This is a genomic window from Variovorax sp. VRV01 (assembly GCF_014852545.1).
GTDB classification, from domain to species: domain Bacteria; phylum Pseudomonadota; class Gammaproteobacteria; order Burkholderiales; family Burkholderiaceae_C; genus Variovorax; species Variovorax beijingensis_A.
This window is the reverse complement of sequence record NZ_JACVBS010000016.1, coordinates 155,213-169,492: the sequence shown is the minus strand read 5'-3', so window position 1 is coordinate 169,492 and position 14,280 is coordinate 155,213. Positions and strand designations below refer to the sequence as shown.

13 protein-coding genes are annotated in these 14,280 nt (G+C 63.0%); 7 read left to right on the top strand and 6 right to left on the bottom strand.

Annotation, left to right across the window (positions count from 1 at the left end):
- The 6 genes from IB278_RS25300 to IB278_RS25275 all read right to left on the bottom strand — a co-directional run.
- The coding region (locus IB278_RS25300; protein WP_192326297.1) for an acyl-CoA dehydrogenase family protein at window positions 1-1,240 on the bottom strand (1,240 nt) is incomplete at its 3' end.
- A gap of 136 nt (window positions 1,241-1,376) precedes the next feature.
- Window positions 1,377-1,907: a MarR family winged helix-turn-helix transcriptional regulator gene (locus tag IB278_RS25295; protein ID WP_145746270.1), complete on the bottom strand. Its 531-nt coding sequence runs from the start codon at window positions 1,905-1,907 to the stop codon at window positions 1,377-1,379.
- Window positions 1,908-1,990: 83 nt separating this feature from the next.
- Window positions 1,991-2,797, bottom strand: coding sequence for an alpha/beta fold hydrolase (locus IB278_RS25290; protein WP_192326295.1), 807 nt, complete (start codon window positions 2,795-2,797; stop codon window positions 1,991-1,993).
- 120 nt (window positions 2,798-2,917) lie between these two features.
- Complete coding sequence (locus IB278_RS25285; protein ID WP_145746272.1) at window positions 2,918-4,135, bottom strand: xanthine dehydrogenase family Fe-S subunit; 1,218 nt, start codon at window positions 4,133-4,135, stop codon at window positions 2,918-2,920.
- Window positions 4,136-4,141: 6 nt separating this feature from the next.
- Window positions 4,142-4,993: an FAD binding domain-containing protein gene (locus IB278_RS25280; protein ID WP_145746273.1), complete on the bottom strand. Its 852-nt coding sequence runs from the start codon at window positions 4,991-4,993 to the stop codon at window positions 4,142-4,144.
- The gene (locus tag IB278_RS25275; protein WP_145746274.1) at window positions 4,990-7,371 is read right to left on the bottom strand and encodes a xanthine dehydrogenase family protein molybdopterin-binding subunit; all 2,382 of its coding nucleotides are present in this window, start codon (window positions 7,369-7,371) and stop codon (window positions 4,990-4,992) included. Before IB278_RS25275 ends, IB278_RS25280 begins: the two co-directional genes overlap by 4 nt.
- A 693-nt stretch (window positions 7,372-8,064) precedes the next feature.
- On the opposite strand from IB278_RS25275, the gene IB278_RS25270 reads away from it, so the two are divergent.
- Genes IB278_RS25270 through IB278_RS25240 form a run of 7 tightly spaced genes read left to right on the top strand, consistent with a single transcriptional unit; the run spans window position 8,065 to window position 14,202 of the window.
- Window positions 8,065-8,382: a non-heme iron oxygenase ferredoxin subunit gene (locus IB278_RS25270; protein WP_145746276.1), complete on the top strand. Its 318-nt coding sequence runs from the start codon at window positions 8,065-8,067 to the stop codon at window positions 8,380-8,382.
- Window positions 8,379-9,632, top strand: a complete 1,254-nt coding sequence (locus tag IB278_RS25265) for an NAD(P)/FAD-dependent oxidoreductase (RefSeq protein ID WP_145746277.1) — start codon at window positions 8,379-8,381, stop codon at window positions 9,630-9,632. Before IB278_RS25270 ends, IB278_RS25265 begins: the two co-directional genes overlap by 4 nt.
- A gap of 29 nt (window positions 9,633-9,661) precedes the next feature.
- Window positions 9,662-10,972, top strand: a complete 1,311-nt coding sequence (locus IB278_RS25260) for an aromatic ring-hydroxylating oxygenase subunit alpha (protein ID WP_145746278.1) — start codon at window positions 9,662-9,664, stop codon at window positions 10,970-10,972.
- Window positions 10,969-11,484 (top strand): aromatic-ring-hydroxylating dioxygenase subunit beta, encoded by a 516-nt coding sequence (locus IB278_RS25255; RefSeq protein WP_145746279.1) that lies wholly within the window; start codon window positions 10,969-10,971, stop codon window positions 11,482-11,484. The genes IB278_RS25260 and IB278_RS25255 overlap by 4 nt, the downstream gene beginning before the upstream one ends.
- 17 nt (window positions 11,485-11,501) lie before the next feature.
- Window positions 11,502-12,497 (top strand): amidohydrolase family protein, encoded by a 996-nt coding sequence (locus IB278_RS25250; RefSeq protein WP_192326293.1) that lies wholly within the window; start codon window positions 11,502-11,504, stop codon window positions 12,495-12,497.
- A 23-nt stretch (window positions 12,498-12,520) separates the two neighbouring features.
- Window positions 12,521-13,564, top strand: a complete 1,044-nt coding sequence (locus IB278_RS25245) for a 2,5-dihydroxypyridine 5,6-dioxygenase (RefSeq protein WP_145746281.1) — start codon at window positions 12,521-12,523, stop codon at window positions 13,562-13,564.
- A complete protein-coding gene (locus IB278_RS25240) occupies window positions 13,561-14,202 on the top strand; it encodes an isochorismatase family protein (protein WP_145746282.1) in 642 nt (213 codons plus the stop codon). The genes IB278_RS25245 and IB278_RS25240 overlap by 4 nt, the downstream gene beginning before the upstream one ends.
- Window positions 14,203-14,280 lie beyond the last annotated feature (78 nt).

Here is a 14,280-nt window from a genome sequence, read left to right as displayed (position 1 = left end):
GCACCTGCACGCCGAGCGAGGTCACTTCGAGGCTCATCTCGGTGCTGTAGCCCTTGACCAGCGGCACCATGAATTCGTAGAAGGCCTGGTTCTGCTTGCGCGCCTCGGCATCGGGATGGTGGTGCGCGGCGTCGTAGGCGGCGGCGGCCACCGAGGCCATGGCGCGGCAGCCTTCGGTGTAGGCGCGCATGGTCATCAGCATGCGCTTGACGTCGGGGTGGTGGATGATGGGCGCGCTCGCGTTCATCGACCCGTCGACGGGGCGGCTCTGCACGCGGTCTTTCGCGTAGGCCACGGCGTGCTGGTAGGCGCGTTCGGCAATCGCGATGCCCTGCATGCCCACGGCGTAGCGGGCCGAGTTCATCATGATGAACATGTACTCGAGGCCGCGGTTCTCCTGGCCCACAAGATAACCGACGGCACCGCCGTGGTCGCCATACTGCAGCACGGCGGTCGGCGAGGCCTTGATGCCCATCTTGTGCTCGATGCTCACGCAGTGCACGTCGTTGCGCTCGCTTAAGCGACCGTCCTTGTTCACGAGGAACTTCGGCACCACGAACAGGCTGATGCCCTTCACGCCTTCGGGCGCGCCGGTGACGCGTGCGAGCACCAGGTGCACGATGTTCTCGGCCATGTCGTGCTCACCGTAGGTGATGAAGATCTTGGTGCCGAAGACCTTGTAGGTGCCGTCGGGCTGCGGTTCGGCGCGGCTGCGCACCAGCGCCAGGTCGCTGCCGGCCTGCGGCTCGGTGAGGTTCATGGTGCCGGTCCACTGCCCGCTCACCAGCTTCTCCAGGTACACCGCCTTGAGTTCGTCGGAGCCGGCCGTGAGCAGCGCCTCGATGGCGCCGTCGCTCAAAAGCGGGCACAGCGCGAAGCTCATGTTGGCCGAATTGAGCATCTCGCCGCAGGCCGCGCCGATGGTCTTGGGCAGGCCCTGGCCGCCGAAATCCGCCGGATGCTGAAGGCCTTGCCAGCCACCCGACACGTACTGCGCGAAGGCTTCCTTGAAGCCCGGCGTGGTCGTGACCTGGCCGTCCTTGAAGGACGAGGGGTTGCGGTCGCCCTCGATGTTCAGCGGCGCCACCACGTCCTGGTTGAAGCGCGCGCATTCCTCGAGCACGGCCTGTGCGGTTTCGAGGCCGGCGTCCTCGAAGCCCGGCAGCCTGGCGATCTCGCCGATGTTGGCCAGGTGCTCGATGTCGAACAGCATGTCCTTGAGGGGGGCGGTGTAGCTCATCTCCATCCTGCTTCCAGAGCAGTCCCAAATTACTTAATTGACACAACTCACGTGCGGGCAAGCGATACGGACGCCGAAAGAAAGCAGTGGGCCCATATTCATCAGTCGCCGAAAGACGAAAACTCCATCAGACGACTCAAATTCCCTTTTCCTTCTTTTCATGCGCATCGACGAGCTGCGCAAGCAACCTCATGAAGACAACGCGATCTTCTGGCGACAGCGGTTCGATCAGCAGTTCTTGAGAGCGGTGAATGCTTTCTTGCAAGTCGTTGATCAGTTTGAGCCCATCCGTGGTGATCACCGAAAGCCTTGATCGACGATCGTCCGGGTTGACGCGGGTTTCGACCAACCCCTTGTCACCGAGACGTTTGAGCACTTCCGCCGTCGTTGTCCGGTCCAGCGAAAGCTCTCGCCCGATCGCTTTCTGATCCAGCCAGGGGTTCATCGAAAGCGCCGTCAGCATGCCGATCTGAAGCGGAGTGATGCTTTCGGACTTGCATAGATCGAAAAAGATCGCCTGTCCGATCTGGGTCAGCCTGCGAATGAGGAAACCCGGGCGACGCCACATGACCTGGCGCAGTGGATTGAAAGGCTCTGGGACCGGGTGCTTTGCCACATCGGCTGAGCCGACCGTCTTTTTCTGGGCGGGAGAACGCTTTGTCATCATCTCGAGATCGCTGAGGGTGTCAGCCGACGAGTTTATCGACTCCCTTGAGTGTGAATGGAAACCCAACTGCGCTTCAGGTTGCGCTAGCGCAGGTCGACCTTCAGGTAATCACCAAGCAAGCGATAAAAATCTTCCTCGTCATCCCACGGGATCATGTGCCCGGCGTTCAAGGCCGTGCATTGCGACAATCCAGGCGAGAGAGCCTCGATCTCGGCAAGGTCTTCCGGCAGCATCACCCCTCCTCGGCCCGCGGCCATCAGAAGTCCAGGCGTCCGCAGTTTGGGTAGATCGGCGTGGATGTCGTCCTCATGGAAGCCAGCATGCGCCTGGACAACAGCATCCTGGTCGCACGTATGGAGCCATTCGGCCCTCAGCCGCAATTGTTCATCTGTCCACGTGGGCGCATAGGGGCGAAGCTCTTCGGCCGTGATGCCATTGACAGCCATTTGGATCGACTCGACATACCAAGCCAGAGGGACTGGATAAGGTCGGCGGCCCGGGCCGGACATTGGCGGATCGACAAGCAGCAGCCTGGCCATGCGTCCCGGATCGAGCGCCGCGGCGCGAATCGCCACGCGGGCGCCCATTGAGTGACCCAGCACCGTCACGGATGACCACCCCAGGACATTCAGCAGATCCAGCACATCGGCCGCCATGGCATCAAGGGTCGCGACCATCCCCGGCGCGCTGAAGGACAGACCACGCCCCCGGAAGTCAAGGACATGGACGTCGAAGTGCCGAGCCAATCGTTCGGCGACGAAGCCCCAGGTAATTGCAGGACTCGAAATTCCGGGCAACAGGAGCAGTCGAGGACCCTGTCCTCCATAGCGCAAGAGGTGCAGCCGCACCCCGTTTGCACGGATGTGATAGCCAAGAAGGAAGGAACTCATTCAGACTCCGAAAATATTCATGCGGCCAACTCTGTGACGCGAGCATCACGCTCAAACCGACGTTGAAAGAACCATCGAAACGCTCGCCTGGGCCGCTTGCCTCTCCTGCAGCGAGCCATGTCAGAGCTGCGGCGGCTTTCCAAACCAGCCACGGATGCGATTCCAGAGCACGCTCCACATCATCCCGGCGACGGAAACCGTGGGTTGTGGTTCATTGGACGCAACCGTTTGACCGCCCAGCCTTCGCGTGATCTGTTTTCCAAAGTCCGCGACCATGCGGCGCACGAAATCCTTCACGAGTCCGGAGCGCGAGAATTGAGCGAGTGGACCCTGGAGGGCATAGATCATGTCCACGTGGACACGCGTGCTGCCGGCAGTCAGTTCTTCCAGGCGATAGGTGATGTCTCCCTGGGTGCGCGACTTGCTCAGGCTGTCCTGGCCGGCACCGCGCAGGACCGCGCGCTTGGCAACATCGTCGCGCTCCAGCCGCGCTGCACCGGCGAATGCCGCCGACATCGGGCCGAACTTGATCGCGATGGTGCCCTTGACCCTCTCTCCCTCGTGCGAGTCGATGGTCGCACCGGGCAAGCAGGAGGCAACCGCAGGCAGGTCGCCCATGAACTTCCACACCTGATCCGCCGGATAAGGCACATCGAAATGCACTTCGATCGCGTTGCCCTTGGCCTTGGCCTTGGCCATCGCGACGGGATCGACCTCCGCCATTTCCGCGGCAGTCACCGGATCCGCCGTGGGCGGCTTGCCGGGCGAACGCGCGGGCGGCTGCGCCTGGCTCGGTGCAGTGACCGGGCCCAGTGCCATGGTTCGCGGCAAGCTCAGTGTCTGCCGCAGGTTTTCGACTTGCGCGTCGGGGGTGTCACGCTGCTGTTGCAGCACATCCAGGATCGCGTCCACGATACCCTGGTATCCGGTGCAACGGCACAGGTTCCCGGACAGCTCGAGGCGCACGCGCGCCTCGTCGGCGTGGGGCAGACGAAGCACGATGTCGCGCGCCGTGGCGAGCATTCCGGGTGTACAGAACCCACACTGCAATGCGTGATGACGCGTGAACGCCGGGCGCAGCCTTTGCATCACTGCATCATCGTCGTAACCCTCGATGGTGGTGACCTCCTGGCCCTCACATGCGACGGCGAAAGTGATGCACGAGCGCGTCGGTTGCCCGTTGACGAGCACCGTGCATGCGCCGCAGACGCCATGCTCGCAGCCAAGGTGGGTTCCTGTCAGGCGCAGCTCGTCCCGCAGGAAGTCGCCAAGATGCATCCGCGGCTCGGCGTGCCGGCTGTAGCCGCGGCCATTGACCTGAATAGAGATGGGGTCCAAGTCTTCTTACTCCGCTTGCTTGAGATTGGAAAAAACACCGGACTGCTCGAGTGCGCGCTCGACGCAGGCCGTGAAGAGCTTCCGGTCGATGGCGTCGCGATCAGGGAGAGCGGCGCCGACGGCCGCGCTTACCTTTTCACGCCCCGCAGCCTGCGCACCCCTGCTGGCAATTTCCGCCGCGAAGTCATTCAGCAGGATCGGTGGCCCGTCTGCGGCCCCCAGAACGACGCGTGCTCGCTTGCGCGAGACATCGAAATAGACCGCCGCACTGGCCTCGGCAAATTCGCCAGGCTTGCGGCAGACCTTGTGATACCCCCAGCGCGTGGTCGGCGTCTCGGATGGCACATGAATGGCAAGGATCAACTCGTCAGCCTCGAGCACCGTTGTATAAGCGCCGAGCATGAGGCCGTCCGCCTCGATCGTGCGTTCGCCGCGCGGCGACCTGATCACAATGCGCGCACAGAGTGCAGCGAGCGTCACAACCCAATCCGCTGCTGGATCTGCATGCGCCAAGCTACCTCCGACGGTGCCGCGGCTACGGATCGCGCGGTAGGCGATCCCGCCTGCGACCTGACGCATGGGATGCGCCGCCAGCGGCGGGTACACACCATCCTCGATCTCGGCATGCGTGACGGCTGCGCCGATCTCGACCCACTCGCCCTTGCGACTGACAGCGCGCAGCGTTGGGATATTGGCCACGTCGACCACTTGAGCCGGTCGCGCCAGTCTCAAGTTGAGCATGGGACCGAAGGACTGGCTTCCGCTCATCGCCTTTGCCGTGCCGCCGCCCTTGGCCAGCACCTCGATCGCCTCATCCACGTCGAAGACCCGGGTGTATGCAAATTTCGGCGCCTTCATTTGACGAGCTCCTGTTCCGGCTTCGCGCTTTCGAGGGCCTTGAGCAAGCGACGCGGCGTCAGGGGCGTCATCAGTACCTCGGCGGCACCCGTGCCTCGCAACGCGTCGTTCACGGCGTTGAAGATCACCGCCGGCGGCGCGATTGCGCCCCCCTCCCCCACGCCCTTGGCACCGAACTCGGTGTGAGGCGAAGGTGTCTCGAAATGCTCGATACGGATGCGCGGCACTTCCGTGGCGCCAGGCAAGATGTAGTCGGCCAGAGTGGAAGCCAGGGGCTGGCCTTGATCGTCGTATGGGCTTTCTTCATACATCGCGGTGCCGATGCCCTGCGCGATGCCCCCGATGGTCTGGCCCTCCACGATCATCGGATTGACCATGGTGCCGCAATCCTCGACGACGACGTAGTCGAGGATCTCGACCTCGCCCGTCTGCGTGTCGACAGCGACAACGACCGCATGGGTGGCATACGTAAAGGTACCTGTGTCGACTCTGGGCTTGTACGCACGCGAGACCTCCAGTCCACCGAGATGAACGTTCTCAGGCAGGTCCTGCGGCGTGAGATACCACGCACCGCCCACTTCGGACAGCGGAATCGACTTTTCCCCGGCGACAGCAAACCCCTCGACCAATGCGACGGTCTGCGGGTCCACGCCCATGAGATAGCCGGCGATCGACTGAATGCGAGGCAACAGTTCCTTGCACGCGGTCGAGATGGCGCCTCCTGACATGACGGTGGCCCGAGAGGCGTAGGTCCCCGAGGAGAAGGGCGTGAGCGCAGTGTCGCCATGCACCACCCGGATCCGGGCAACAGGAATGCCAAGTACATCATTGGCGATCTGCGCAAAGCTGGTCTCCATGCCTTGGCCATGCGAGTGCACGCCGACGCGCACTTCCAGTCCGCCATCCGCGGTCATCCTGACAACCGCCTGATCAAAGCCAGGCACCACCGGCAACCCCCAGTTGGCGAAAACGGTCGTGCCGTGGGCAGACTGCTCCGTGTAGGTTGCCGTCCCGAACCCGATCCGGCGCCCATCCGGCTCTCCCCGGGCTTGCCGCTCACGGACTGCAGCGAGTCCGATCATCTCCACGGCGCGGCGCAGGCTCGCGGGAAAGTCGCCGCTGTCAAAGTGCTTGTTGGCCACGTTGACGTAGGGCATGGCAGCGGCCGGGACCAGGTTGTCCATGCGGACCTCCCATGGCTCTCGCCCCACTTCACGCGCCACGGCGTCCATGAGGAGCTCGATCGCGAAGCACACGCCGGTGCGCGCTACGCCGCGGTAGGCCATGAAACCCGGCTTGTTGGTCGCGACACACAGGGTCTCGCAGCGATAGCCGCGGAAGGTGTAGGGGCCCGGCAGGTTGCCGATCGCCTGGCCAGGTTCCAGACCGACGAAGAAGGGATAGTAGGAATAGGCGCCGCCGTCGATGGTGATGACAGCGTCCAAAGCGAGGAGCTTTCCAGTGCGGTCCGCATAGGCAGTGAGCTGGTAGTGATGCTGCCGCGTGTTGGCACCGACGATCAGATGCTCGCGCCGATCCTCAAGGTAGCGGAACGGCGTTCGGTATGTCTTGGCCAGCCAGGCAATGCACAGATCCTCGGGGTACAACTGCCCCTTGTAGCCAAAGGCGCCTCCCACGTCGGGCGACACCACGCGCACCGCTTCCTCGTTCATCGAGAGGTGCTGGGCGATACCGACGCGCAGCAGGTGCGGGACTTGCGTCGCGCTCACGACCACGAGTTGATCGGCCTGGAAGTCCCAGTAGGCCAGCACCGACTTACCCTCCAGCGGCACGATGCACTGACGCGAGAGTTCGACGGTGCGGCTGACCTTCACCTCCGCCTTCGCGGCAAGTTCATCGAAGTCGCGATTGGCCCGCAGCGTGAGAAAGACATTGTCTTTCCACCCAGGATGAAGGAAGTCTCCCGTCGCCGCAAGAGAAGACTCGGCGCCGTGGTAGACGGGAAGCTCGTCATAGGAAACCTGCACCTCCTCGAGCAGGTCTTCCGCCACTGCACGCGTGGGCGCAACAGCCATGGCGACCGCCTCTCCCACATGCCGGACCTTGCCCGAAGCCAGCGGCGGCAAGGCTGAGTACTGGTATGTGGGCAGCGAAGAAGGCGAACCGATGTCCGCAGCATCCGGCATCATCTCGCGCAAGAACACCTTCCCCGCAAGCTCCTCCGGAATTTCGACCCCCGTGATGGTGGCGTGCGCCAGAGGACTGCGCAGGAACGCGACCTCCTGCAGACCCGGCAGCACGAAGTCGCCCACGAAGTTGCCTTTGCCCACCATATGGCGCGCATCCTCCTTGCGAGGCACCCGCGCTCCGATGCCCTCGCGCTTGAGCACTCTCGCCGGAATGTCTGCTTGGTTCATGCGTTTCCTTTTCCTTGACTAATTTGCCCGGGCGTGCCGCACAGGATGTGCGGCACGGCGGCACTGTCCCAGCGATCCCAGCCGCTGCTCATTCATGCGCACAGATGACCCGTCCGAAACTGGCCCGTGACGGCACTTCGTGCTTCGTGCCGCGTACCTGGCGTTCGCCGCCGCATCGCCGACTCCATCGAAAGCCCCCGAGTGAAGCCGTGACCTCGACCACGGCGCACCCCGATCTGCGCGCGACTTCGAAAGCACTGGACCACACCCGCTTGAATGGCGGCCATGAGCAGGAACTTTCCACGCGACATCGGCGCGCGCTTCTCCACACGATCGGCTCACATCAAGAAGACGCTCACGTGCCGGACCCCGCCATGCTGCATCGCGGCTTCCGGACCGTGATCCAATGTCTCACATCTATTTTATGTCAGTACACGTGCAGAAGTATAGATGCGCTAATGCCGCGTGTGAAGACAGCATTTCTTGATGAAAACCCTGACACGCCGGACTCACCGACGTGGTGCTATTCCAGAGCGTAAATGCACTCTTTTTGCCCATCATCCAGGCGCTTTTCTATCCACTCTGGTGCAGCGCCAACAAGTACAAACCCGCACTTGAAAAGACGATTCGATGCGCTTAATATGACAGTTCACTGAGTATTTATTTCGGATCTTTCAACGACTGGATGGAGCCATGGATTGGATCAAGGTCGCCTCGGCGCAAGAGCTGAGCAACGATGAAGCGAAGACAGTCAATGTCGCTGGCTACGGTGTTGCGCTGTACCGGATCGACGACGAGTTTTTTGCAACAGACAGCATGTGCACCCATGCCACGGCTCTGCTGTCGGAGGGCTATGTGGAAGACGGCTGTGTCGAATGCCCCTTGCACCAAGGCCGCTTCGACATTCGCACCGGCAAAGCGATGTGTGCGCCGGCCACCGCGGACCTGCGCACCCATGCCGTGAAGCGGGAGGGCGATCACATCTACGTGTTGTCGCCTGCCGGCAAATGACCGCACGCGGCATCGTCATCGTCGGTGCGGGTCAGTCGGCGGCCGTCGCGGCACACGCCCTGCGCGAGCATGGCTACAGCGGGCGCATCACGATGCTGGGTCGGGAGCGCCACAGACCGTATGAGCGCCCGCCTTTGTCCAAGGCCGTCTTGGTGGCTCCCGACGCCCCCCGGCTCGACGTCCTCACGGACGAATCCTGGACGCGCAGTAAGATCGACCTGCTCAGCGGCAGCGACGCGGTTGCACTGGACCTTGTGCAGCAGCATGTTCGCCTTGCAGACGGGCAAGTGCTCGAGTACGAGATCTGCCTGCTCGCCACCGGCGGTGAGGCCGTCACGCTCGCATCCGTCCCAGCCGGCCGCCCGGGTGTGCACTACATCCGCACCCTGGATGACGCGCGCAGGCTGCGAGCCGCCCTTCAAGGAACGCCGCAAGTCGCGATTCTGGGCGGTGGATTCCTCGGACTCGAAATCGCAAACTCGGCGCTGTTCGCAGGCGCTTCGGTGACGGTACTCGAACGCGCCACATCCGTGCTCGATCGCTTTGTGCCGCCGGAGGCGTCGGCATGGCTTGAATCGCGAATACGGGCAGCAGGCGCAAGGCTCCTGCTCGGCGCTTCCTGCAGCGGCGTCCATTCACTGCCAGTCGGCCGGTTGCGCCTGAGCACCAGCACCGGCGATCTTGAAGTGGATGAGGTGATCATCGCCATCGGCCTGTCTCCGAACGACGCGCTGGCGCGCGATGCGGGACTCGAGATCGCGGCAGGTGGCGGCATTCTGGTCGACGCGTCCTGTCGCACCAGCAACGCACACGTGTTTGCATGTGGCGACTGCACCAGCCAGCGTCGTCCCGGGCAGGCGGCGCCAACGCGCCTCGAATCCTGGCAGAACGCGAACGAGCAGGGGCGCACTGCCGCTGCTGCCATGCTGGGCCTGCCTCTTCCTGCACCTGTGGTGCCATGGTTCTGGACCGACCAGGGAAAACACAACATCCAGATGCTGGGCCTGCCGGCCAGCGATCTCGAATATGTGCGCCGCGGCGACCCGGCCAATGACAAGGCGCTGTGGATCGGCCATCGGGGTTCTGTCCCATTGCACGGCGTCGCCATCAATGCAGGCGCCGATCTGCGAGCCGTTCGCCCTCTCTTCGAACGTGGGCGGCCCGTGCAGTTGCAGGACTTTCAACTGGACGCCACCAACCTGCGCGCATGGGCCAAGCAGATGCAAGCCGATGACGCGCTCACCGCTTAAACCACCTCTCTCAAAGCTAAGGAGCTTTCATGTATCAATCGCAGGCGGTCATCGGCATCACGAATGCCCGAAAGAATCCGCCCTTGGAACAGTGCGTCTGGCCAGCGGACGCCATGAACAACATCCCGGACTGGGTCTACACCAGCCAGGCGAACTATGACCAGGAGATCGAGCGCATCTTTCGGGGGGACACCTGGAACTTTGTCGCTCTGGAAGCGGAGATTCCCAACCCAGGCGACTACAAGCGCGGTTACGTCGGCGCCACGGCCGTCGTGATCGTTCGCGCGGAGGACAACACGATCTCCGTCTTCGAGAACCGCTGTGCCCATCGCGGCGCGGAGTTCTGTCGCTCCAGCCAGGGAAATACGAAGGAGTTCGTCTGCCCCTACCACCAGTGGTCGTACGACCTCAAGGGAAACCTGCAGGGCGTTCCGTTCAAGCGCGGCATCAACAAGGTCGGCGGCATGCCGGCGGACTTCAAGAACGCCGACCACGGCACCCGCCAGTTGCGCGTGGCCACGCGCAACGGCGTGATCTTCGCCACCTACTCCGACAAGACGCCTCCCCTGGAAGAGTACATGACCGAGGAGATCGTCGAGGAGTTCGACGTGCCCTTCTCGGGCAAGAAACTCAAGATCCTGGGCTACTGCCGCAACGAGCTTCCCTGCAACTGGAAGATGTACCACGAGAACCTCAAGGACCCGTACCACGCGACGCTGCTGCATTCGTTTCTCGTGGTGTTTGGCCTGTTGGTTCCCGGCATCAAGTCGATCGTGTTTGCAGACAAGGCGCATGGCCGCCATGGCTTCATGGCGTCGGCCAAGCCGGACGAGATCTATGCCACTGTTGCCGACGACGACAAGGCGCAGATGCGATCGTTCAGCGACACCCTCCGGTTGCGAGACGAACGGTTCCTGGACTACGTACGGGAGTTCAAGTCGCCCTGGTCCGCCAACATGATGACCATGTGGCCGAACCTCATCGTTCAGCGCCAGATGAACACGATGGGTGTGCGCCAGATCATCCCGAACGGTCCGAACAGCATGGTGATGCAATGGACGATGTTCGGATATGAGGACGACACGCCGGAGATGACACGGCACCGCCTTCGTCAGGGCAACCTGATGGGCCCGGCCGGCTTCCTGGGCCTTGAGGACAACGAGGCATTGAAGTTCGTGCAGGAAGGCCTGCGCAACTCGTCCACGGACAACAACGTCGTCAAGCTCGATGCCGGCCACCAGGGCACGGCACGCAATCTCATCTCCGAGTCCTGCATCCGCTCCCTCTACCAGTACTACCGGGACGTGATGGACATCCGTGTCGCGGAGAAAGCAGCATGAAGGAGCGGCTCGCCTATGCCAAGGCCACCATCTCGCCCCGACGCGCAGCCGAGTTGCGCGCCGAGATCGAGTCGTTTCACGTCGAGTACTGCGCTGCTCTGGATGCGAACGACGTCGAACGCTGGCCGGACTTCTTCAGCGAGGAAGCGACGTACCGCGTGACATCGCGCCAGAACGCGCTTCTGAACATGCCCGTGGGACTCATCTACTGCGAGGGTCTGGACATGATCATTGACCGCGCCCTTGCCGTTGCGCACTCGCAGATGTTCGCGCCGCGACACATGCTGCATGTACTCGGGATTGCGCGCGTACTGCAAGAGACGGGGAACGCGATCAGTTCTCAGACGCCATTCATCCTGATGCAGACCCTGGTGGAGGGCCCATCCACGGTGCATCTCGCCGGGGTCTATCACGACCGCTTCGTGCGCGAAGGCGACCGGCTGCTTCTTGCCAGCCGCGAAGTGGTCCACGACACGGAAATTCTCGACACCGCCTTGGCGTACCCGGTCTGAGGCCACCTAGGAAGACTATGAATCAAACCCCAAAAATCGCACTGGAAGAGCACTTCTCGGCCCCCGGCTTCGACGCGTACTCAGCCCCGTACACGCGAGCGCTTCCCGCCGAATTCGTCGCCAAGCTCGATGCCAGGCTGACCGACTTCGATGATCAGCGCCTTGCGGAGATGGACGCAGGGAACATCGAGTACGTCGTGCTGTCGCAAACGATGCCTGGTGTACAGGCCGAGGCCGATCGTGACACCGCCGTGCGCCGAGCGCGCGAGAACAACGAGTTCCTTGTCGAGCGCGTGTCGCGTCATCCGCGACGTTTCGGCGCCTTTGCCCACGTGGCCATGCAGGATCCGAGCGCCGCAGCAAAGGAGCTGGAACGCACGGTCGTCGAATATGGCTTCAAAGGCGCGATGATCAACGGCCATACCCTGGGCCGCTACTACGAAGGTGGCGCGTTCGACGTGTTCTGGGAGCGCGCGCAGGCGCTTGGGGTGCCCATCTATCTGCATCCCAACGCATTCAGCCAGGCACCGGCTCTGCTGGAAGGCATGCCGGTGCTCCAGGGCGCTGCATGGGGATGGGGCGTGGAGACAGCGGGCCATGCGTTGCGCCTGCTGTTCGGCGGGGTGTTCGACCGATTCCCGCGCCTGACCCTGGTGTTGGGCCACATGGGGGAGGCCCTGCCGTACCAGCGCTGGCGCATGGACAGCCGCTTCGCCGCGTATCCATCCGGCATCAAGTTGGCGCGCAAACCCAGCGAGTACATCGGTAGCAACATCCTGATCACCACGTCAGGTGTGTGCTCTGCACCGGCCCTGTTGGGCGCCATTGGCGAGCTCGGGGCACAGGCCGTGCTCTTCTCGGTGGATTACCCCTACGAGTCAACCGCCGAGGCCTGCACCTTCATCGAAGACGCACCCCTCGACGACAAGACACGGGCACAGGTGTGCCATGGCAATGCGCGCCGGCTCTTCAAGCTAGGCAGCCCGGAAGACCTGGCGCTGCTGCAGTTCTGACACTTCACTCCAAAGGACGAAACATGGCAGTCAGCGATTATCAGATGATCAAGGCCTGGGACGAGGTCCTGAAGCTCAGCAAAGTGGAGCGCGGACAGACGGTCTCCATTCTGTGCGGCCCCCACACGCACCCGCAGACGCTCCAGACAGCAACAATTGCAGCGCAGGCCGCGGGCGCGATCGTGACCAGGATCGAGCTGCAACCCATCAACGCGGAGAAGGCCACCAGCCGCGACCTGATGAGCTACCTGGGCGCAACGCCCCTGACCAACAACCCGGCCGCGCTCGCGGCGATGAAGAACAGTGACCTCGTCCTGGACTTGATGCTGCTGCTGTTCTCGCCCGAACAGATGGAGATCCTGGAGTCGGGAACGAAGATCCTGCTGGCCGTGGAGCCGCCGGAGGTCCTGGTGCGGGCGGTGCCCACCGAAGCCGATCGCAAACGCGTGCTGGACGCATCGAAGCTGCTCAAGAAGGCAAAAAGGATGCACGTGACGTCGCCGGCCGGCACGGACGTGACGTTCCAGCTTGGCGAATTTCCGGTCATCAGCGAGTACGGATTCTGTGAGGAACCCGGGCGCTGGGACCACTGGCCGAGCGGCTTCCTCTTTACCTTCGCCAACGAAGGCGGCAGCGACGGCACGATCGTGATCGATCGCGGCGACATCCTGCTGCCGCAGAAGAACTACGTCTCGGACAAGATCACGATGAATCTGAGCGGCGGTTTCGTGCGCAGCATCGAAGGTGACGTCGATGCCGCCCTGCTGCGCGAATTCATGGAAGCCTACAAAGACCCCGAGGCCTACGCCATCGCGCACATCGGCTGGGGGATGCAGCCACGATGCTACTGGCACACACTGTCGCTGATGGACCGCGAGGCGACGACCGGCCAGGACGCGCGCTCGTTCGAAGGCAATTTCCTGTTCTCTCTGGGCCCGAACAACGAGGCCGGCGGCTCGCGCACCACGCCTTGTCACCTCGACATTCCGCTGCGCAATTGCACGGTGGCACTCGATGGCATCGTCGTGGTTCGCGACGGCAAGGTGATCGACGGGGCTTTCCAATGAGCTTCGATCAAGACATCTACCAGAAGCAAGGATTCGGCAATGCCGTGGCGCCCGTGGCGCCCTACGGCCTGTTGATCATCGACTTCATCAATGGCTTCGCCGATCCGCTCACGTTTGGCGGCGGCAACATCGCCGGGGCCATCGAATGCACGCGCGGGCTTCTCGCCCAAGCGCGCCAGCGCCAATGGCCGGTCGTGCACACGCGGGTCGTGTACCAGGACGATGGCGCCGATGCCAACATCTTCGCGCTCAAGGTTCCCCCCATCCTTGCCCTGCGCGAGGATGCGAGCGAAAGCCAGATCGTGCCGCAACTGCAGCCGGTGGCCGGGGAGTTGGTGCTGCGCAAGACCAGTCCCTCGGCTTTCTTCGGGACTTCGCTGGCCGCCTGGTTGTCCCTGCGGGGCACACGGACCCTCCTGATTGCCGGCTGCACGACCAGCGGCTGTGTCCGCGCCAGTGTGGTCGACGCCATGTGCCACGGGTTCCGCCCCCTCGTCGTGACCGACTGCGTGGGGGACCGGTCGCTGCAGGCCCACGACGCCAACCTGTTCGACATGAATCAGAAGTACGCGACCTTGATGGCCCGTGATGTCGCCCTTGAAGCGACCACCAGGGCAGAAAACGGCGCCTCGGTCTGATACCCGTTCGAAGGTCCGTCACCTCGTTCGAACCCCTGGTGCTCACGGCACCAGACATGCCCCACCATTTGGAGAAAA

Excerpts from the sequence above, each read along its gene's own strand:
- IB278_RS25295 (WP_145746270.1), bottom strand. The coding sequence starts at position 1,907 with ATGATGACAAAGCGTTCTCCCGCCCAGAAAAAGACGGTCGGCTCAGCC.
- IB278_RS25290 (WP_192326295.1), bottom strand. The coding sequence starts at position 2,797 with ATGAGTTCCTTCCTTCTTGGCTATCACATCCGTGCAAACGGGGTGCGG.
- IB278_RS25280 (WP_145746273.1), bottom strand. The coding sequence starts at position 4,993 with ATGAAGGCGCCGAAATTTGCATACACCCGGGTCTTCGACGTGGATGAG.
- IB278_RS25275 (WP_145746274.1), bottom strand. The coding sequence starts at position 7,371 with ATGAACCAAGCAGACATTCCGGCGAGAGTGCTCAAGCGCGAGGGCATC.
- IB278_RS25270 (WP_145746276.1), top strand. The coding sequence starts at position 8,065 with ATGGATTGGATCAAGGTCGCCTCGGCGCAAGAGCTGAGCAACGATGAA.
- IB278_RS25265 (WP_145746277.1), top strand. The coding sequence starts at position 8,379 with ATGACCGCACGCGGCATCGTCATCGTCGGTGCGGGTCAGTCGGCGGCC.
- IB278_RS25260 (WP_145746278.1), top strand. The coding sequence starts at position 9,662 with ATGTATCAATCGCAGGCGGTCATCGGCATCACGAATGCCCGAAAGAAT.
- IB278_RS25255 (WP_145746279.1), top strand. The coding sequence starts at position 10,969 with ATGAAGGAGCGGCTCGCCTATGCCAAGGCCACCATCTCGCCCCGACGC.
- IB278_RS25250 (WP_192326293.1), top strand. The coding sequence starts at position 11,502 with ATGAATCAAACCCCAAAAATCGCACTGGAAGAGCACTTCTCGGCCCCC.
- IB278_RS25245 (WP_145746281.1), top strand. The coding sequence starts at position 12,521 with ATGGCAGTCAGCGATTATCAGATGATCAAGGCCTGGGACGAGGTCCTG.
- IB278_RS25240 (WP_145746282.1), top strand. The coding sequence starts at position 13,561 with ATGAGCTTCGATCAAGACATCTACCAGAAGCAAGGATTCGGCAATGCC.